Source organism: Chryseobacterium sp. C39-AII1, assembly GCF_039672645.1.
Lineage (GTDB): Bacteria > Bacteroidota > Bacteroidia > Flavobacteriales > Weeksellaceae > Chryseobacterium.
Genome location: NZ_JBDFPQ010000007.1, coordinates 77862 through 98675, shown reverse-complemented (window position 1 = coordinate 98675; position 20814 = coordinate 77862). Strand labels below are relative to the sequence as shown.

General features: G+C 39.5%; 11 protein-coding genes. All 11 read right to left on the bottom strand.

What is annotated here, in order from left to right:
• Nucleotides 1-118: 118 nt before the first annotated feature.
• On the bottom strand, nucleotides 119-2641 hold the full coding sequence (locus ABEG63_RS12650) for a glycosyl hydrolase 115 family protein (protein WP_346585232.1): 2523 nt from the start codon (nucleotides 2639-2641) through the stop codon (nucleotides 119-121).
• A gap of 216 nt (nucleotides 2642-2857) precedes the next feature.
• Entirely contained in the window at nucleotides 2858-4801 is a 1944-nt protein-coding gene (locus ABEG63_RS12645) for a glycoside hydrolase family 97 catalytic domain-containing protein (protein WP_346585231.1), read from the bottom strand.
• Between the two features lie 2 nt (nucleotides 4802-4803).
• On the bottom strand, nucleotides 4804-6171 hold the full coding sequence (locus ABEG63_RS12640) for a glycoside hydrolase family 43 protein (protein WP_346585229.1): 1368 nt from the start codon (nucleotides 6169-6171) through the stop codon (nucleotides 4804-4806).
• Nucleotides 6172-6352: 181 nt separating this feature from the next.
• On the bottom strand, nucleotides 6353-7759 hold the full coding sequence (locus ABEG63_RS12635; RefSeq protein WP_346585227.1) for a glycoside hydrolase family 43 protein: 1407 nt from the start codon (nucleotides 7757-7759) through the stop codon (nucleotides 6353-6355).
• 6 nt (nucleotides 7760-7765) lie between these two features.
• Complete coding sequence (locus ABEG63_RS12630) at nucleotides 7766-9790, bottom strand: NPCBM/NEW2 domain-containing protein (protein ID WP_346585225.1); 2025 nt, start codon at nucleotides 9788-9790, stop codon at nucleotides 7766-7768.
• Between the two features lie 17 nt (nucleotides 9791-9807).
• Complete coding sequence (locus ABEG63_RS12625; RefSeq protein WP_346585223.1) at nucleotides 9808-11181, bottom strand: glycoside hydrolase family 43 protein; 1374 nt, start codon at nucleotides 11179-11181, stop codon at nucleotides 9808-9810.
• An 18-nt stretch (nucleotides 11182-11199) separates the two neighbouring features.
• A complete protein-coding gene (locus ABEG63_RS12620; RefSeq protein ID WP_346585221.1) occupies nucleotides 11200-12318 on the bottom strand; it encodes a family 43 glycosylhydrolase in 1119 nt (372 codons plus the stop codon).
• Between the two features lie 12 nt (nucleotides 12319-12330).
• Nucleotides 12331-14892, bottom strand: coding sequence for a glycosyl hydrolase 115 family protein (locus ABEG63_RS12615; protein WP_346585220.1), 2562 nt, complete (start codon nucleotides 14890-14892; stop codon nucleotides 12331-12333).
• A 78-nt stretch (nucleotides 14893-14970) separates the two neighbouring features.
• Nucleotides 14971-16896: an alpha/beta hydrolase-fold protein gene (locus tag ABEG63_RS12610; RefSeq protein ID WP_346585219.1), complete on the bottom strand. Its 1926-nt coding sequence runs from the start codon at nucleotides 16894-16896 to the stop codon at nucleotides 14971-14973.
• A 328-nt stretch (nucleotides 16897-17224) separates the two neighbouring features.
• The gene (locus ABEG63_RS12605; RefSeq protein ID WP_346585218.1) at nucleotides 17225-18835 is read right to left on the bottom strand and encodes a glycoside hydrolase 43 family protein; all 1611 of its coding nucleotides are present in this window, start codon (nucleotides 18833-18835) and stop codon (nucleotides 17225-17227) included.
• 227 nt (nucleotides 18836-19062) lie between these two features.
• Nucleotides 19063-20781 carry a glycoside hydrolase family 43 protein gene (locus tag ABEG63_RS12600; RefSeq protein ID WP_346585216.1) on the bottom strand — a complete coding sequence of 573 codons (1719 nt, stop codon included), beginning with the start codon at nucleotides 20779-20781 and terminating at the stop codon, nucleotides 19063-19065.
• Nucleotides 20782-20814 lie beyond the last annotated feature (33 nt).

Sequence of the window (20814 nt, the reverse complement as noted above, 5' to 3'; positions counted from 1 at the left end):
GATCCTTAGCTCTTTCCTGTACATTATTTTGTTGAAAAACGATACTTAGAATTTAGAGGTGAAATAGATTAATGTTTCATAGGCAAAACGTAGATTATTATTAATATTCTGCTGATTTTTAGTGAAGAATTTCACTTTCGGGTGCACCCAGATAATTAGGCTGTAAACCTCCTGTATTGATCAATATTTTTTCTAAGACAATTCCCGGTTCCAGAACACGGAATCGTAACGTATGTTTTCCAGGTTGGGAAATCTGATGTTTCGTTATAGACTTAATGATATGCTCAGACTGCCATCTTCCCAATTCACCTTTGTAATGACCATTGAAATTGACAACCTGCGGAGTTCCGCCATCAAAGGAAATCTCATAACGCAATCCTTTATTATGATTAAAATTCAACGTTGGGGCTAATAACAACTGCACTTCAAATTCACCTTTGGATTCAAAATTCATATCATATTCCAGATAAATATTTTCATCAGGCTTGGGGTAAGCATTTTGAGGAAAAGTTGTTACACCAGATTTAGTTTTTCCGAAATCCGGAATCACTTCCCAATGGATTCGGTCTGAATTATTATTTCTTGCAAAATTTTCAGCTTCAATGGAAACATAACCGTTTTTCTCCTGAAACACTTTTTCTTTCGGAACTTCAGACTCAGAAACACGGGTAACTTCAGGCATTATATTTTCTTTCCCGTCAAACCAGGCTTTGTAACCTATCTTCATCTGGTCCATCATATGCTGCCATTTTCCGCCGGCAATGACGTTATTATATTGATTATCGAGATAGGCATTTCTATCAAAACATTCTTTGACTTTATCCGCATAGACATTAGCTTCAACATCTTTTTTAGCTGCCAATTCTTTGTTTTTTGCCACCGCGTAATACATTTCATACAAATTGCTGCACGCATCAATAGGATATAAAACCAGCTGAAAATAGGCATCCTGATATTCAGCCGGAATTTTTTCTTTCAAACGTAATGCTTCTAATGCCAATGCTCGATAATCATTTAAAACCGTTTCAAATTCATTATAATTTTGAAGACTGTAAGTTTTCCAGTCCAATGTTTCTGGCGTTACACGGCGGTTGTATTTTGAATAAAGATTAATCATTCCAGCAATTTCTTTGGCGTGCTTTTCTCCAAATTGCTGCGCTGACCATTTTTCGGTATATTCTAAGAGATTTTTGGAATTGAATTGTTTCGGATTCCAGGCCATTTCCAGGAAAAAGCTGATTGGGAATTCCATCGGCTTCAAATCTCCTACATTGACAACCCAAACTTTATCCACTTTATGTTCGTAAGAAAGATTCATCTGTTCCCAAACTCTCTGAATCGGACTGATATTAATCCATTTTGAGTTTCTCGGTCCGCCCACATAATCGAAGTGGTAATACATCCCGTAACCGCCTTTATGTAAAGGTTTTGAAAGGTCCGGAAGTTTTCTCACATTGCCCCAGTTATCATCACAGAACAATAAAATCACATCGTCCGGAACCCGCATTCCCTTGTCATAATAATCCTGAACTTCTTTATATAAAGCCCAGACCTGAGGCGTTTTTTTCGCTTTTTTTCCTGTTACGTCAGCAATAATTTTTCGCTGGTCTTTCACGATTTTTTCAAGTAAGGAAATATTGGTTCCCTCTCCCATCGCTTCATCGCCGTCGCCACGCATTCCTACTGTGACTAATTTTTCCCAATTTTTGCTTCTTTCAAGCCCCAATTTCCAGAATTCCTGCAAAACTTTCTTATTTTTCGAATAATCCCAGACATTCGGAAGATTATTTTTTTTGATGTATCGGTGCCAATCGGTTTGAGCCTGAGCCATCGGTTCGTGGTGCGAAGTTCCCATAATGATACCCATTTCGTTGGCTAAAGGTCCGTTCAAAACGTCATCATCATAAAACGCTTTTCCCCACATTGCAGGCCAGATGTAATTGCCTTTCATTCGTAAAATCAGTTCAAAAACTTTTTCGTAAAATTTAGAATTAATTCCTCCAAAAGTAGCTCTCGCCCATCCTCCCAGCGAAGGTTCTTCATCATTCAGGAAAATGCCGCGATATTCTACCGCCGGTTCTCCGTCTGTGTAAATTCCTTTTTTAAAATATAGATTTTCTTTTTTCTCAACCGGAACATCCGCCCAGTAATACCAAGGTGAAACCCCGATTTGCTGCGACATTTCGTAAATTCCATAAATTGTTCCGCGTTTGTCGCTTCCTGCAATCACAATTGCTTCGGAAACGCCGGGAAACGGATTGTTGATATTTTGAATGATGTATTTTTCATTTTTTCCTATTAAAGATTTTCCATCAATTTTTTTCTGTTTAATTAAATCATCAATAACAGATTTTGTTCCGACTGTTCCAATGATAATCAGCGGAGATTGCTGTCCGGAAATCTTATTCAGAATACTTGGCTGGCTTCCTGTAACCTTTTGAAAATCGGATTGCAAATTTTTAACGGCTCTCAAAATTCCATTATCAATTCCGGAATTAACGAAAATTGAAAGATTAACCGATTTTTCTTTTAAAACAATAGTTTCTGAATTTTTTTCCGTGCTGATGAATGGTTGCGCCGCTTTGAGCTGCAAACAAAGTCCGAATATGATGACGAGAAAAAAAATTTTTATTTTATTCATATTTTTTGTTTTATGTAATGAACTCTTTTAAGGGTTCGGATTTTATTTACTTTTCGTTTTCCTTAGGTTGCACCTACGGCTATTGATATTGAATCCTTCGGATTCTATTGCGGTGAATCTCTCGCAGCCCGACCTGAGTGGAGCTCTTTTTGTGAGAAGGAACGACGAGCAAAAAAGCGGGAACGGAGGGCGGATTAAGCTGCCCAAATAATTATTTTAATTTCTCAAAACAAAACCTCCATTCGGCTGAATTTCCACATTAAACTCGCCTTTTGCATTGACTTTAACTTCTTTTTCTGATGAATTTCCCTTAGCATCATCATTAATGAATTTCACCGTTTTACCGGCAAGCATTGGAAGATTAATTTTCAGTTTTTTAACCGTTTTTTCCGCATTGATTCCCGACACATACCATTGATTCTGATGTCTTCTGGCAATCACGGAATATTTTCCGGGGTATCCGTCGATGAACACTGTTTCGTCCCAAAGCGTCGGAACTTCTTTCATAAAATCGAGCTGGAATTTCGGTGCGTCGCTCAGGTTATTCGGCATTACACCAAACATCTGAACCGGATTTTGAAACAGAACAGCCGTTGCCAACTGGAAACCATCTGTTGTGTATCTTTTATTTTTATCCTTATTGGATTTTGTTAAATATTTATTCAGGAAAGTCCCGCCAAACTCCATACTTCCGACCGTATTTCTGATGAACGGATGTAATGTTGCGAAAAACGCTTCCTGCTTGCGGACGTCTTCTGAAAAATAAAGCATTTCCGAAGCTAAAACCGCTTCGCTTCCGGCGTAGTTCGGGTACATTACTTCCCAGCCTCTTGGCAAAGTAGCGCCGTGGAAAATAATTTTTAATCCAAAATCATTAGCATCGGAAAGAATATCTTCATAAAGGCGCATCGTTTCCTGCTTGTCGCCTCCGAAAAAGTCGACTTTCAGACCTTTTACACCAATATCTTTCAGCCATTTCATTTCTTTTTTTCGTTCGATGGATGAGCTCATTTTGTTTCTCGGTCCCATCGGTGCATCATTCGCAGCACCGTTGGAATTGTACCAGAGCAATACCTCAACATTTTTGGATTTAGCATACTGAATGAGGTCTTTCATTCGTTCTTTTCCGATATTTTTGTCCCAAAGTGCATCAATCAAAATATATTCATAACCGAGTTTTGATGCTAAATCAATAAAGAGACTCTGGTCTTCATAATTCATACTGTTGTCCTGCCATAGAATCCAGCTCCAGGTAGATTTACCAAAACTGTATTTCTGTGAGGGTTCATACATCGCTTTTACGACATCAAAAGGAATCGTCGTTTCAACAATCGGTTTCAAAGAATCGCCAATGGTGATGGTTCTCCAAGGTGTTTTTCCGGGAAGTGAAATAGCTGCTCCCGTACTTCCGAAACCGTTGTTTTCAGCCATATTAGGGTAAGCAACCTGATAAAGATTTTTTTCTGAAGTCGTATCCAAATGAGAAGCGCAGTACAAACTGTTCACTCCTGTTTCAGACAATAAAATCCAGCCGTCGTTTCCAATATGAAATAGTCCAGGGAAAACGTAACCATAATCGGCTTTTGTTCCTAATTCTGCATCAGCTTTGTAACCGCTTTCGTAGCTTGGAGCGGTTCTGGCAAAACCTGTCATCGGCTTCATCATCGGAGAAAGGAAAGTTGTGGTTTGAGACGGAAATCTGTAACCTGTAATTTCCGATTGTACAACCGCGCTCAAACGGTCTTTCATCGGCTGAATCTCATATCTGAATGCGACATTATTATTGCTCACCTGAAATTCAATTCCGATATTGAAGTTATCGGCATTGGTAAAATTGACTGTCAGAGTATTAGCCGTATAACTAACCTGTGATTTTTTGATTTTTTCGTTGGTGTAATTTTTGAAAACCTTATCTTTTTTGCTGTCAATGAATTTTAAATTTTTAGAGAAATCAGATTCATTGGTGACTAAGCCCAATGGAGATTTATCAAGCATAGCTTTCCCTTGAAAAGTAACATTATAGAGCGCTTTTCCATTTTCCGAAAAGACATTCAGTTTCAATTTTCCATCAGGACTGGAGATTTCTGCAACCTGTGCAAAAACAGTATTCATAATCAGAATACTAAAGGCGAGTGATAGTTTTAAAAAAAGTTTAATCATAATTAATAAGTTTCAAGAAAAGTCCAATAATCGAAAAACATAATATCTTTTGCTGCTTTTCCATTACATACAAAATATACATCGTGAACGCCAGTAATTTTTTCCTTAACCTCGGCTTTCACCGTTTCCCAACGGTCGTCTCCGCCGGTCAACGGGACTTTTACCGTGGCGATAATAGGTCCGCTGATACTGTCAAGATGAACGTCCATTGTCACATCGCTGTTGTGTGTCGTTCCAACTCTGGCCGAAAATGCTGATGCTCCTTTTTTGCCAAAATCAACATTTTTCACGCTGGTAAAAGCGCCGCTTTTTTTAGCTTTGATGAAGACGCCCGCTTCTTTGTTCTGATAAGATTTTACATTTTCCGACCACGCAATCATTTCCGCCTGATTAAAAGCATAAGGATTAACGGTGGCAATGGCTTTGGTAATTCCATTGGTCATTTTGATGGGTGAAATAGAACCGTCTTTATTAAAATTAAGTTCTTCCACACTCACAGACCTTGTGAAACCGCTTCCTCCCGGCAAAGCACCGTTGTGATAAAAGAAATAGGATTTTCCTCTGAAATCGACAATTCCGGGATGATTGGTGAAAGATTTTCCTTCAGTTGGCATTACGGTTCCTCCGTATTTCCAAGGTCCCTGTGCACTTTTGCTGGTAGAATAGCCGATGAATTCAGGAAGCGGACCGCCCGGCCAGAACAGATAATACAGATTTTTTCTTTTATATAACCAAGGTCCTTCCTCGTATTTTGTCGGTCTTTCAGGGTTTTCTTTTCCATCCCTTTTCCCGAAAGATTCTGCGGTCATTGGCACTTCCACAATATCGCCGGAATAGGAAATCATATCCTGATTGAGCTTAACCATTTTAAGTTTCGGATTTCCCCAATACATATAGGCTTGACCGTCGTCATCAATAAAAACCGTCGGGTCAATATCGCCCCATTCACTTTGAACCAATGGTTTTCCAAGCGGGTCGTGGAATGGTCCAAACGGACTGTCACCCACCGCAACACCAATCGCTCCTTTGTTGTTGGTTTTGGACCACATCGGAACATACATAAAAAATTTGCCGTTTCTTTCCACGCATTGCGCTGCCCAGGCATCTCGTTTTGCCCAGTCGAAATCTTTATAGCTCAGAATACTTCCGTGGTCGGTCCAGTTCACCATATCGTTGGTGGAATAGACTTTCCAATCGTTCATCACAAACCAGGTGGAATCGTCCTCATCGTGCGTGGTGTAGACGTAAAGCCTATCGTTATACACCATTGGCGCAGGGTCTGCCGTATAATTGGTCTGAATAATGGGATTCTGAGAAAATAATATTCCCGAATATGCTATTAAACAGAGATTGAGTATCGTTTTTTTCATATTTAATTTTTTGATTTTGAACACTAAGTGCTCAAAGTTTTTTTATAAATATTTTCTTTAGATTCACAAAGCCGCTAACGCTTGTAGAAGCTGTATTATTTTTATCACGTAATTCTAATAAACCACCCCGTCAAAAAATCTACGATTTTTCGCCACCCTCCAAAGGAGGGGAATTTTTATCTTATTTCTTTTTAAAACTCCAGTGGTCGAAATTGAAAAGCACTCTTCCGGCTGTAATGTTTTTCCCTTTAAAGACAAAATAAACATCGTGAATACCGGAAACCGATTCTGAAATTTTGGATGTCAGGGTTTTAAATTCTTCCCAACCACCGGTTCTCGGAACTTCAATTTCGGCAATTTTATTTCCGTCCAATTTATCTAATCTGACTTCTAAAATTCCTCCGTCAACACCTGCAGCAATTGAAGCTGAAAATTCAGAGGCGCCTTTTTCAAAATCCACCGAACGAACTTTGATATAACCTCCCACTCTCGTATCAGAAACATAAACTCCCGTCTTTTTGTTTTCGGAAGTGCTGCATTTTTCTGACCAAGCTATTGTTTCCGCTTCGTTTCTTTTGTAGGGATTGAATGTTGCAACGGGATTTACGCCTTCTTTGGTCATTGCAATTTTCGGAATGCTGCCATCCTGATTGTATTTGAATTCTTCAATAGACGTTGACCTTCCGTAACTTCCTGCGCCGGGCAATAACCCTGTGTGATAGAAAAGGTAGGATTTACCTTTAAAATCGATAATCCCGCCGTGGTTGGTGAAACTGTTGGTCGGCTGTCCTGTCATTATTTTTCCCTGATATTTCCACGGTCCGGTCGGTGAATCGCTTATGGAATAAGACAGACATTCGGTTCGGTCGGTCATTCCGGCGTACATCATATAATATTGCTTGTTGCGTTTGTAGAACCAAGGTCCTTCCACAAAAACATCTTTAAACTGTTCCTGTTTCTGCAAAACCTCATCACTTCTTCCGGGACGTCTCAATCCGCCAAAAGCTTCCACTGATTGCGGAATTTCGGTGATTTTTCCTTCATAGGAAACCATATCTTTGTTGAGTTTCACATAAAATAATTTGCTATTCCCCCAATATAAATAGGCTTGTCCGTCATCATCAATAAAAACCGTCGGGTCAATATTATCCCAGGTTCCCGTTGTCACCAGCGGTTTTCCGAGTGCATCTTTAAAAGAACCTGTCGGACTGTCGGATACCGCAACGCCAATCGCCATATTGTTATCAACGGTCTGAACGCAGATATACCAATAAAATTTACCGTTACGTTCAATGCATTGCGCCGCCCAGGCTCTGTCACGAGCCCAGCTGAAAGATTCCAGTGAAAGCGGAGAACCGTGGTCGGTCCAGTTCGCCATATCGTCAGAAGAATACACTCTCCATTTCGTCATATAATAAAAATCATAGCCGGGAATATCGTCTCCGGTGTAGACATACATCTTATTTTTGTACACCATCGGTGCAGGATCCGGTGTAAAATGAGTCTGGATAATCGGATTCTGGGCTGAAATAAAAGTACTCGCCAACAGGAATGATAATGCGATATATTTTGATTTAAATTGAATCATAATTAATTATTTTGATGAAATAAATTTGTAATAAGCCACACCGTGCGCCGGAATATCCAGTGATAATGCCTGATTTAATGTATTGATTTTTGCAATATCTTTCTTTCTCCAGATATCTCTTACGGTTTGACTATCGGAAATCCCGAGCTGCCTGAAATCTTTGTAAGACATATCCACTTTTTCCCTTCCGAAATTTGCAAAAGCCACTGCTTTTCCGCCATCTTCAAGGTCTTTTACATAAATTTTCAATTCACCAATGGTCTGCAGACAAACGCCCTGTTTTCCCAGAGCATCCTGATTTACAGCAATAACTTCATCATTCGTTAAAAGATTTAAAGTAAAATCATCCAGTTTCTCTAGGTCGCAACCAATCAGTAATGGTGCGGAAAATATACTCCAAAGGCTGATGTGTAAATATTGTTCGTCCGGTTTCAATCGGCTCTGATGTGGATTTCCCCAACCTACAACGCCTACTACCAACATATCCGGGTCATTCCAGTTACTGGGTTTTGCATAAGGAGCGGCTTTATCCTGAGCCAAAGCAATATTTTTAACACTTGCCCAGGTATCGGTGATGTCATTGGTTGTTCGCCAGGATTGTGCATCGGCATCATTTCCCCATTTCCAGACATCGCCCATCCCGTATTGACAAAGATTGTACACAATATCACGAGGCTGGTTTTTTAATAAATCACCCATTAATTTGAATGGTTTCACCCCTTTATCCAAATCTCCTCCACCCTGAAAATTGAGTGAAGAAACTTTGTTTGGGTCATTATCGGGCAAACCATCAATCACGCCGCCGTAACTGCACCAATCGTATTTCAGATAATCGATTCCCCATTTAGCGTAGCTTTCTGCATCTTGCTTTTCGTAGCCGTAGCTTCCTGCACAACCACCGCAAGTCCAAGGTCCGGGAGAGGAATAAATTCCTGCTTTAAGACCTTTTGAATGAAAGTAATCGGTTAATTCCTTCATATCCGGAAATTTTGAATTGGTCAGAATATAACCGTTTTCATCACGCATTTTACCTTTGAAAGACGGGTCTTTTCCGTCTCTGTTAAATTGCCACGAATCATCGATGTTGATGTAGTTCCAGCCGTGGTTTACCAATCCTGTTTTAACCAAAGCATCCGCAGCGCGTTTTACTTTGTCGGCAGAAACTTCGTGCCCGAAACAGTTCCAGCTGTTCCATCCCATTGTGGGTGTCAAAGCTATTTTGTCACCGCTTTCGATTCTTAATTTTTTAGAAACCGAGCCTTTAGCATTTTTAGCTGATAAAAGGACTTCATAGGTTCCTTTCGTATCTATTTTTCCGGTGATGATTCCGGTCTGTGGATCTATTGTTAAACCTTTCGGAAGATTTTTCGCTGCAAAAATCATCGGTCTGTCACCCGTTGCTGCAACCCTGAACAAAAAAGGTGAGCCGGGACGAACGCCATAAACGCCTGCTGAATTAATTTTTGGCGTTGCCGCAGGTTTTGGTGTCAAAATATAAGGAACTGATGAAATAGGATTAAATGTTATCAGTTTTGCACCTTCTGCTGTTTCAAATTTAGCATCTGCCCAATCGGCGTGGTCATAATACGGTCCGTTTCCGCCGTCTGTTACGACTAATTCTAATTGTTTTACACCTTCCAGCGAAACGGAAACAGGCTTTGCTTTATCGCCTAATTTCATTATTCCGCTTGACCACAGTTTTTTGTTGTCGCCATAAATTTCAAATTCGGCAGCGGGATTTTGACCTTTGATTTCATCATCCAGTCCCACCAAAGCTGAAAATCTTTTTGCTTTACCGTTTAATTTAATCAACAAAGAACTTTCGGCGTGCGTTCCGAAACCTCTTTTGAAAACTTCGCCAGCAATGGTTATAGGTTTTCCGTCCACCGAAGTATTGATGCCGGGTTTTCCGTGTCCCTGTGTTGCCACGCTTAAATCCAACTGGTCTAACCAAACGGTTGACTGCGCCTTGGAAATATTTCCCGACAGCAAAAATGTTACAGCAATTAAAAGTATTTTCGTCTTCAACATTATTTAAAAATTTGGATTTAATTAAATTTCCACCAATCGAAATAGAAAAGGTCTTTTTCACCTTTAAAAACAAAATATAAATCGTGGATTCCTTTTATACTTTTCACAGGTGTATTAATTATTTTATATAGGTCTCCCTCACCTTTTCCTGTAACGTTAACAACTCCCAGCAATGGCCCATTAAGAGCATCTGAACGCACTTCTATTTTTCCTCCATAGAGAGAAGCGACATTTACATCCGAAGATTTTACGCCTTTGGAAAAATCTACCCCCTGGATTTTAATATAATCACCATTGTTAATTGAGGTAACGATGACACGGTCTGTGATTTTTTTACCTCTGTTATAGGGTTGATTGCGTTCCCATTCTGTGACCATTTCTGTTTTCAGACCTTCGCTGTAAGCCATCGTTTCTGCTTCCACTTTTTTATAAGGGTCCAGAGTACCCACTCTTTTTGCACCATCCGTAGTCCAGAAAGGAAGCTTCTGAATGGTTCCATCTGCATTGTAGGTAATTTCTGTGACACTAACAGACCGGCGTTCGTAATGTTTGCTCATCGTCTGCATTCTAAGCATATGATTGAATCCAAAAACATAAGATTTGCCTTTGAAATCTATGATACCGGGATGATTTCCGCTGGATCTCTGATCGCCATCCATTATTACACCTCCATAATTCCAAGGACCGGTAGGTGATTTTGCCATTGCATAGCCAATCCCTTCCGGACAACATTTAGAAGCGTAAGCCATATAGTAAATTCCGTTTCTTTTCCACGCCCAAGGTCCCTCCTGATATTTGAAAGGATCTGTCTGGTCTTTGATCTTCGCAAACGAAGGGTCTTTGGTAATTGGTTCGGCAAGAGATATCATATCTTCGTTGAGTTTAGCATACCAAAGATTCGGATTTCCCCAGTAGATGTAAGCCTGCCCGTCGTCGTCAATTAAAACGGTGGGATCGATGTCATCCAGAGAATTTTTGATCAAAGGCTTGCCGATAGGATCGGTGAAAGGACCATATGGACTGTCCGCCACCAAGACTCCAATACCCATATTGTTGGGCATTGGACAATACATATAGAATTTTCCTTTTCTTTCAACAACCTGTGGCGCCCAGGCACCGTTGTCGGTATTTACCCATTTAAAATCCTTGAGAGAAGCCACTACACCGTGGTCTGTCCAATTGACCATATCTGTGGAAGTGTACAGTAACCAGTCTTTCATTTTGAATCCGAAAGCATCGTCCTCATCGTGGCTGGTGTACAGAAAAACCGTGTCATTATGAACCATTGGCGCAGGGTCGGCGGTGTACTTGGTTTGAATAATAGGATTTTGAGCATTCATTGATATTCCTAAGAATACCAACCCAAAATTCAAGATATATTTCTTTATCATATTAATTATTTTTTCGAATTAATATTTAATAATTTGTTCCGTCCAAGTAGGTCCGTCAATGTAGAACATTCCGTCTTTGTAATGCACCGGCTCGATTCCCATTTGCGGACCCAGTTCCCAAGGTTCGAAGGTCTGACTGTAAGGATACGGTCGTTTTTCATACATAAAATAATGGCAGGAATTCCAGAGATTTCCATCCGGACCGATGAATAATGCATTGTGTCCTGTTTCCTGACATGGGTCTTCCGTATCGGTAAATTGCAAATTTTCGTAGCCTCCATCTTTTGCCATTTGTTGCCTATAGCCTTTTTTACGGGTTCCGAAAATCGGTTCCGGCGAAGCAAGTTCCCAAGGTCCTAAAGGTGACTTTGATTTCAGCAAACCCACTTCATAGCCTCTTGTCCAAGTAGAAAAAAACATAAAATAGGTTCCTTCCTTTTTAGTCACGAAAGGTCCTTCGATTCCGCCAACCATCCATTCCGGCCAGCCTGGTTGTTTTTTATCCAGAAATTTTTGAATAGGCGTAGTTAACTTTCCTGTTTTTAAATCAATTTTAGCCTGAAATAATCCATTTCCGCTGCAATAGAGATAAACCTGTCCGTCCTCATCCTCAAACAAAGTGGCATCGTTATTATATTGCGGGGTGAGCGGACCATTCAGCAGTTTATATGGACCTGTCACTTTATCGGCTGAAAATAACCAAACGCTGTGTGTCGCCATTCCCTTCGGGTCTTCTTTGGTTACCTTTCCACTGTTTACAATCAGATAATATTTCCCTTTGATGAAATGAATTTCGGGAGCCCAAAAACGACCATCATAAGGGCAATCTTTTGGAAGCTTTTTAGCGTCAATGATAAAGGAATGCTGTTTCCAATTCATCAAATCCTTTGAAACCAACATTCGGACTCCCGGATTTTTGCCTTCCCAAACAGGATTGGAAGTTCCCACACAATACCACAAATCATCGACTTTAATGATGAAATGGTCACGCATAGAAATGGCAGAATCTTTGGTAATCGGATTGGTGTATCGGAATTCTCTTTTGGCTGAAGTTTTTGATGTTTCCCTCTGAGCAAAATTCAGATTTGAAGTAAAAATGAATAAAAATAATAACAGAATATCTTTAAAATTTTTCATATTTCGAAATATTTATCTTTTATAAGGACTTTCATCCATTTTCAAATACGTTTCTTCATAACCGCCGTTGTATATGATAATTTTGTGCAGTACAATTCCCGGGTCAAGAGGTTCTACCGTCAAAGTAAAATTGCCGCTGTGATTTTCTGGAACAACAAATGTTTCAACTTTTTCCACAATTCTTGCTGCCGCTGCAGGATACATTTTGGAATAATTATTCGCCCAGGTCAAATCCTGATTGAGACCTATGGTTTTTGAGTTATTTTTATAAAGATAAGCTTTGATGCTGTGTCCGCCTTTTTTGAACGGAAGCGTGGAATCAAAAATGAAATGAATTTTTACCTCGGAAGGTTTATTTTTAAGATCAAATTGATAGCTTATCGCTGAACCAGCCGTTTTTTCGGTGTAAGGCATCAATGCAATCCCGGAAAGTGTTCTTCCCAAATCAGGAATGACCGTCCATTTTGTATTTGCGGAAGCTTTAGTCTCAAAAAAATGTTCGGCTTCGATGGCAACGACACCGTTCTTTTCTTCAAAAATATAACCGCCTGTCTTTGCTTCTTCTTTTGTAATTCTGTAAACGGTTGGCTTGATGTTTCCCTCTTTCGGTTCATCCCAGGATTTATAGCCTATATGGGTCTGATCCATCATATGGTTCCATTTCCCTCCTGAAATATTGAGGTTGTAATCTTTCGTATATTCTGCATCTCTCGCAAAACATTTATCGGCATAATCTGCCCAATCATTGGCTTTCAAATCTTTTTCTGCTGCCAGTTTGTGATTCATTGCAACGGCATAATACATATCGTAAAGATTCGCCATCGCACGAACGGGATGCAAAACGAGTTGTTTATAAGCATCTTTATAAGCTTCATCCAAATTTAAAAATTGTCTCAAAGCCCTTGTTTCCAAAGCTAAATATGCATCTCTCACCTGCAAAAATTCACCGCTTTGAAGATTGTAGGTTTTATCATTCAGCATTTCTGCCGAAACTCTTGAATTGTATTTACAGTAAAGATTAATGATTTCTGCAATTTCCTTCGCATTGGTCTTCCCAAAATGCTCTTCTGCAAATTTTACCGAATAATTTACGAGATTATCCTGTGTGAAAGAAGTGGGATTCCACGCCATATTCAGGAAGAAATCCATTGGATATTCGTTCGGTTTTAAGTCTCCTACATTCAAAATCCAGATTTTATCAACGTCGTAACTGTACGTTAACTGCAACTGTTCCCACATATGCGGAATCTGCGTCATATTCAGCCATTGATAGGCTCTCGGCGCACCGTGTAAATCGACGTGGTAGTACATTCCGTAACCGCCCGGATGTTTTTTGGAATTCAGTTCAGGAAGTCGTCGTACATTTCCCCAATTATCATCGCAAAGCAAAATAATGACATCGTCCGGAACTTTCATTCCCTGGTCGTAATATTCCAAAACTTCACTGTACAAAGCCCAAAGCTGAGGTGTCTTTTTTGCAGGTTTTCCTGTTACTTTTTCAATAACTTTTCTTTGGTCAGCCATTATCTGCTCCAACTGTTTGAAATTAGCTTCGGCACTTCCCAAATCGCTCATCGGTTCGTCGCCGTCACCACGCATTCCCATTGTTACGAGATTATCATAATTCTTATTACGACGAAATCCGTCTTCCCAAAATTTCAGGAGTGCTTCTTTATTGGTGTGATAATTCCATTCTCCATTTCCATATTCCTTACGGTGATTTCCCCATTCTTTCTGGGCTCGCATCATTGGTTCGTGGTGTGAAGTTCCCATTACGATTCCATATTCATCGGCAATTTTTGGATTAAGCGGGTCGTCTTCGTTAAAGGCTTTTCCCCACATTGCCGGCCAAAGATAATTGGCTCTGAGACGCAGCAGAAGTTCAAACATATTCGCATACATTTTACTGTTGATGCCACCGAATTTCGTTCTTGCCCAAGTTCCAAAAGCGGGTTCCTCATCATTGATGAAAATTCCACGGTATTTTACCTTTGGCTCGCCCGAAGCAAAATATCCCGGAATGACGTACGCTGAAGAACGTTTCTGAACGGGAACATCATTCCACCAATACCACGGTGAAACACCAAGCTGTTTTGAGATTTCGTAAATTCCGTAAATCGTTCCCCGTCTGTCACTTCCTGCGATGATGAGCTGTTTTTTTGAATTTGATTTTGAATTATCTACGGTTGTAATGACAAAACTTTCCCACTTTCCTTTCAAATCTTTGGCATTGATTTTTTTTGAGGAAATCAATTGATCAATCTGCTTGCTGGTTCCAACTGTTCCGATGATGATTTCAAATTCGCCGGAAGTTTCTGTGGTGAATAGATTCGGTAGTTTTCCTGTTACTTTCTGAATATTGTTCTGTAAATCTTTTGCAGCACGAATGACGGCAACATTTTCTGATTGGTCATAAAATAAATCAGCAACCTTTCCTTCTTTTGAAACAATAGGGAATCCTTTATCATCTGAAATGATATTTTCCGTGATTCCTGAGGTTTCTTGCCCCAACAGTTTTAATAGCCCCAAAAAAAGGAATACTATTGATAATGTATTTGTTTTCTTATGCTTCATCGTAGCTTATTTAGATTTTTTCAAAACCGTTTTTTAAATGTTTATTATTTCATAGACTTGAATAAAACAGGTTTATATCTACTTAAAAAGCTCCTGCGCAAACTGATGTAAACTGTCTCTCCAAACCGGCCAGCTGTGACCTCCCGGATAATCTCTGTACGAATATTTAATTCCGATTTTATCTAGTTCTTTCAGCATTTTCTGACCGTTTTCGTAAGCGATATCGTCTTTTCCACCCATTGAAATCCAGAAATTTTTGACATTGGATGAAAAGGCAGATTTATTTTCATTTAAAAATTTGTACTGTTTGTCGGCAACGTCCTGAAGCATCGGCAACATATATCCTGAACTGAAAACGCCCAAGCTTGAGAACATATCCGAATTCTGAATTCCTGCATACAATGTATAGATCCCGCCCATAGAAAGTCCGGCTAAAGCACGATTTTCTTTACCTTTTTTAATTCTGTAATTGGATTCGGCAAATGGGATGATGGATTCTTTCAGTTCTCTTTCAAACATCTGGAGATTGCGCTCGCCAAAATTTCGGAGTCCGCCCTGACCGATATTGGCATCCGGCATAATGATGACCATCTTTTTAGCTTTACCTTCCGCAATCAGATTATCCAAAATCAAATTGGTTTTACCTTGATTCGCCCAACCGCTTTCATCTTCTCCTCCGCCGTGTAAAATATACAATGCCGGATAAGATTCAGAAGAATTTTGGTCGTAACCCGGTGGCGTGTAGATGAAAACCCGTCTCCAAGAATTGGTCACTTTGGAATAGAAATTTTTGATGCGGATATCGCCGTGCAGAACGTCTTTTAAAGCATAAAAATCATCGCCATCAAAAGGAATATCAATTCCACTGGCGTATCTTCCCATTCCGTAGAATGTTTCGCTGGACGGGTCTGCAACTGCAACACCATCAATCAGCAAAGAATAATAATGAAAGCTTCCCCTTTGTACATCCGTCGTTCCTGTCCAGAAGCCATCTGCGTCTTTTTTGAGGTCATATTTTTTTCCTAAATCGATTTGAACTTTTTGCGCTTCCGGCGCTTTTACCTTGAACATCACTCTTCCATCGGGAAGGATTTGAGGATACTGCGCATTCCTGATATTGGTTGCTGCAGGCGTTCCTAAGACGGTAAATCCATCAAATTTAGTTTTATCAACAGACTTAAATAAGAGCTGTGAAAAGATATATAAATCATTTTTCCAGACTTTGAAATCGTGACCGCCTGGCTCAATGTAGAAGATATGCGGGATTTTATTTTTCTTCAGATAATCGCTGGTTCTTTTGCTGAAAGGCATCAATCCGTCCGCATCACCACAGGAAATAAATATAAGTTTCATTTTCAATGCTTCCTGTGGATTCGGCAAAAGCTGATTCGGTTCTTTTGTATTGGGTGCTGAAGAAAATGCGCCCAGCCACGCAAATTTATCGATGTTGCCGAAAGCGAAATTCTGTGTTTGTCCGCCTCCCATCGACAAACCGGCTAAAGCTCGGTTTTCACGGTCTTTTTTGACAGGATATTTTTTTTCTACAAACGGAATCAGGTCATTCAGCAAATCTTTTTCAAAAGTTGCGAAGGCTTCGACTTTATCCGGAGCCATAATATTTCCTGTTGCTCTGTCATCTTTCATCGCACGGCCGTTCGGCAAAACGACAATCATCGGTTGCAGCTTTCCCTGTGCGTAAAGATTGTCCAGAATAACATTCGGTTTTCCCTGATTGAACCATTCTTTTTCATCTCCGCCAATGCCGTGAAGAAGATAGAGAACAGGATATTTTTCCCCTTTTTTGAATCCCGGCGGTGTGTAAATCAGAGCTTTCCGTGTAGTTCCAACGGTTTTTGATGTGTATTGAATCGTATCGATTTTTCCGTGGGAAATGGTTGAGTTTTCAATATCAAAACCCTTTAGAGCCTGTTTATCAAGAGTTTGTGCCGAAACAAACATTCCGGATAATACGAAACTTACTGCTAATATGATGGATTTGTTCATGATTTTTATTTGTATTTTTTACACTTATTAATTTAGATAAAAAAAAGACTGACAAGGGTTTTATCTTTTTACATTTTTAATGTTAATTATCATTGTCGCAATTAACAGGTCGCCTCTACGAGGCTTTGTTGTGATGACTATTTTTTTCTATTAACAGATTGCTGCTCCTACAGAACATCAATTTTCTTTCAAATAGCGAATCTTTTGCAGCCCGACTTGAGCGGAAATCCTTTTTTGCTTGTACTCTAGTTCTATTTAATCTGAAATCATCTGCAAAAAAGATTGAGAGCGGAAGGCGGATAAAGCTGCCCAAATTATTCAACTCTAATTATTCCGAACTTATATTCACTCTGAAAAAATCAACATCTACAAAACCTCCCAGATTTTTGGTTGCATAATTGAAAATCGCAAACTTTGAACCCATAAAAAATCTCCGATAATCGAAAATCATTTTGTAATCTTTTGCCATTTCGGTCCAGTTTTTCTGGTCGGTGCTGTAATAAAAATCGGCCAAATCTTTTCCGAGATTAAAATCGGCATCAATTTTAAAATAGACTTTGTCAGAATTCAGAGGAATTCTCTTTTTTTCATCTTTTTTAACACCTGTAACCGCCTTATTTTTACTATCTAAACTGACTTCATTGGTTGAAAAAACAATAAACTTTTTACCATCTTCCATTATTACAGATAAAATTCCTGAATCGCCGTTGAAAGCACTGAAACCTGCAACATCACCATCTTTCATACCTTTCACATCCAGAGCAACAATACCACTGGATTTCGGACCTTCCATTCTTTGGGTCAACGTATTCGGAGCGAGGTACAGATTATCGACGACTTTATTGGTTTTTAATCTTAAAAAGCCTTTTCTGTCGGATAAAGACCAAGCTGAATTGACAGGATTATGATTCCACTGCCACTGGATTTTCATCTTTTTGTTAGAAAATTCGTCACTTTCTACCAAATGATTTTTGGGTTTAAATGGAGCTAATGGAACTTCACCTTTCAAAGGAACTTTTCCATTATCACCTAAAATTGGCCAGTCATTTTCCCATTTCACAGGAAGCAAAATAGGAACCCTTCCTACTCCATTTCTGTCCTGGAAAATCAGTGAATACCAATTTCCATTTTTATCGTCAATCAAAGCACCTTGTCCGGCGTAGGAAAATCCAAGAAAATTGTCTTCAAGAATAACTTTTTTCTCATAAGGTCCGGTGACTTTATCAGCTCTGTACACTTCCTGACGACGTTTTCCGCCTCTCGGCCAGGAAATCATCATCATATAATATTTTCCGTCTTTTTTAATGATTTGATTACCTTCCAAAAGTCCGGTTTCCGAAGCATCTTTCTGGAAAACTTCCGTTCCGTCCTGATTTCCGATAATGGTTTTAAAATCCGGACTCAGCTCAAAAACTTTGTTGGAAGTAAAAACGTAAACTCTATCATCATCATCGAAAAGCAAAGATGCATCGTGAAAATGTCTGGTTCTCGTGATGAGCTTCCAATTGCCTTTTTCAGGGTTATCGGAAACATAGAAATAGGATTTGAAAGGCTCATCATTCGGGGAGAACAGAACGTAATATTTTCCTTTGTGAAAACGGATGGACGACGCCCATTGTCCGCGCCCGTAAACGCTTCCGTCAATCAAATCGTATTTTGAATTATCATTTAGTGTATTAAATACATAACTTGACATTTCCCAATGGACCAAATCTTTGGAATGCATCACCGGAGCGCCCGGCATCAGGTGCATAGTGGTGCTTATCAGATAAAAATCATCGCCGTTTCTTGTGATCGATAAATCCGGAGCGTCTGCCCAAATGATTGGATTGATAAATTGAGTTATCGCCTTTTCAGAGTGATTTATCTGGGCTGAAAGGTGATTCAGCCCGATAAATCCCAAAATAGAAACTATATAAAATGATTTATTAATTTTCACGGTTTTGATATTTTGGTTTGGTTTGATTTTAATCAATCTTAAAAAACACATCGACAAGGCTAAGTGTAACATTGCTAATACTCGCAGCTTATTTCAAATTGGCTTATATTAACTTAAATTTTGGCTAAAGCCGAATTGATTTTTTTGTTTACAAACGGGCTAAAGCGAGCTCCTATTGACATCATCAATTTTCCTTCACAAAACCTTCAAGGTTTAGAATATTTAAATTAATTCGGAACAATATCATTTGAAGATGTACTGTATAAACCAATCAAACTTCCTGTGAACCCTCCTGCAACATCGGTAGAAAGGATATCTCCGGAAACCGCGTCGCCTAGATTTTTAAAGCTTTTACCACCCAAAGAATAATTGAAGCTGATTTCATCTTTTTCTCCTGTAATCTGAAATTTTATATTTTTTGAAAGTGAAATTTTTTCGCTTGCAATTAATTTAGATTCACCTTTTTCAGTTCTTTCTAAAACAATGTAGAAATCTTTATCTTTCTTCGTAATACCGAAAACGTAATTGAATGTTTCGCTTTGATACAGCGTAATTCCAGCCAATTCTTTTTCAGATTTAGGTTTAAAATCAAGGGTTACAGATGTCTCAAAATCTTCGTGCTGCAATCTGTGGAATAATGCCGAAACCGGAGCTAATGCTTTGATATTCGTTTCCATAGGATTCACTCTTACTCCAGTTTTCGTAGCCGTAATGAAATTCTCACGCGGTCCGCGCATTGCAATCCAGCGGAAATCGAGGTTTTTATCGGTCAGTTTATCATTATATGTGAAATTTCCGTTCGGGAAGAATCCGTTTTGTCCGGTTTGATTCTGAACACCTTGTGGCATTTTCAATTTCGGCTTCATCGGAACCAAGCCATTTTGAAACACAGGATACGTTCCGCTCCAGTCAACCGGAAGAATGAAGGTTTCTCTACCGTGATTTACACGTCCTTTTTCGTTGGGACGAATGGCTAAAAATACACCATACCATTGCCCATTCGGGCCTTCCACCAAATCGGCGTGACCTGCCCAATCCACTTTTTCTTTTCTATCTCTAGGAAAATATCTCTGGGTAAGAATTGGATTATTCTTAGCGGGAACAAACGGTCCTTTCGGAGAATCTGCCATAAAAATCACTTCACTATGGTTGCCTCCGGTTCCGCCTTCTGCACACATCAGGTAATATTTTCCTTTGTATTTGTATAAATGCGGGCCTTCAATCCAAATTGGCTTTTGAGAAAGGTCAACGCCACCGTTTACAATAATTCTGTCTGAACCTGCGACCACCTGGTCTTTTTCTAAATCATAATCCCACATTTTGATGACGCGGTGACCTTGATATTGCTCTGTTCCCTGTGGTGGTGCGTCGTTGTGAACGATGTAAGCTTTTCCGTCATCATCGAAGAAAATAGCAGGATCGATACCGTCGAAATTCAGTTTCTGGACTTCGCTCCAGCCTTTTGCCGGGTCTTTGGTTTTTACGACCATATTGCCGATTCCACCTGCAATCTGAGTGGTAATCATATAAAAAGTGTCGTTGTACTTGTTGTATTTGATATCCGGTGCGTAAATTCCGTGAGAAACGCCACCTTTTTCAACTTTTAACTGAGAAGGTCTGTCGAGAACGTGCCCAACCTGCTTCCAATTGACCAAATCTTTGGAAGTGAAAATCGGAACACCCGGAAACATTGAAAAAGAAGAGTTTACTAAGTAATAATCATCTCCTTTTTTGGTGATACTTGGGTCGGGATAACAGCCCTGAAGAATCGGGGAATAGAATTCGTCTGATTTTAAAGGATTGTCGTTGTATATTTTGTCGTTTCCTTTATATTGAAAATCGGTGAATGTCTGGGCTGAGATGCTGGTCGTCGACAGTAGAGCTGCTGCTGCAATAATGCCGTTTTTATGTGCTGAAAAAATCGATTGCATTAGTCTCTGTTTCATTATTATATTTTTAGATTATTAGGATTGTTATAA

What these genes read in the sequence shown, in the direction of transcription:
- ABEG63_RS12650 (WP_346585232.1), bottom strand. Translation starts at nt 2,641, where the DNA reads ATGAATAAAATAAAAATTTTTTTTCTCGTCATCATATTCGGACTTTGT.
- ABEG63_RS12645 (WP_346585231.1), bottom strand. Translation starts at nt 4,801, where the DNA reads ATGATTAAACTTTTTTTAAAACTATCACTCGCCTTTAGTATTCTGATT.
- ABEG63_RS12640 (WP_346585229.1), bottom strand. Translation starts at nt 6,171, where the DNA reads ATGAAAAAAACGATACTCAATCTCTGTTTAATAGCATATTCGGGAATA.
- ABEG63_RS12635 (WP_346585227.1), bottom strand. Translation starts at nt 7,759, where the DNA reads ATGATTCAATTTAAATCAAAATATATCGCATTATCATTCCTGTTGGCG.
- ABEG63_RS12630 (WP_346585225.1), bottom strand. Translation starts at nt 9,790, where the DNA reads ATGTTGAAGACGAAAATACTTTTAATTGCTGTAACATTTTTGCTGTCG.
- ABEG63_RS12625 (WP_346585223.1), bottom strand. Translation starts at nt 11,181, where the DNA reads ATGATAAAGAAATATATCTTGAATTTTGGGTTGGTATTCTTAGGAATA.
- ABEG63_RS12620 (WP_346585221.1), bottom strand. Translation starts at nt 12,318, where the DNA reads ATGAAAAATTTTAAAGATATTCTGTTATTATTTTTATTCATTTTTACT.
- ABEG63_RS12615 (WP_346585220.1), bottom strand. Translation starts at nt 14,892, where the DNA reads ATGAAGCATAAGAAAACAAATACATTATCAATAGTATTCCTTTTTTTG.
- ABEG63_RS12610 (WP_346585219.1), bottom strand. Translation starts at nt 16,896, where the DNA reads ATGAACAAATCCATCATATTAGCAGTAAGTTTCGTATTATCCGGAATG.
- ABEG63_RS12600 (WP_346585216.1), bottom strand. Translation starts at nt 20,781, where the DNA reads ATGAAACAGAGACTAATGCAATCGATTTTTTCAGCACATAAAAACGGC.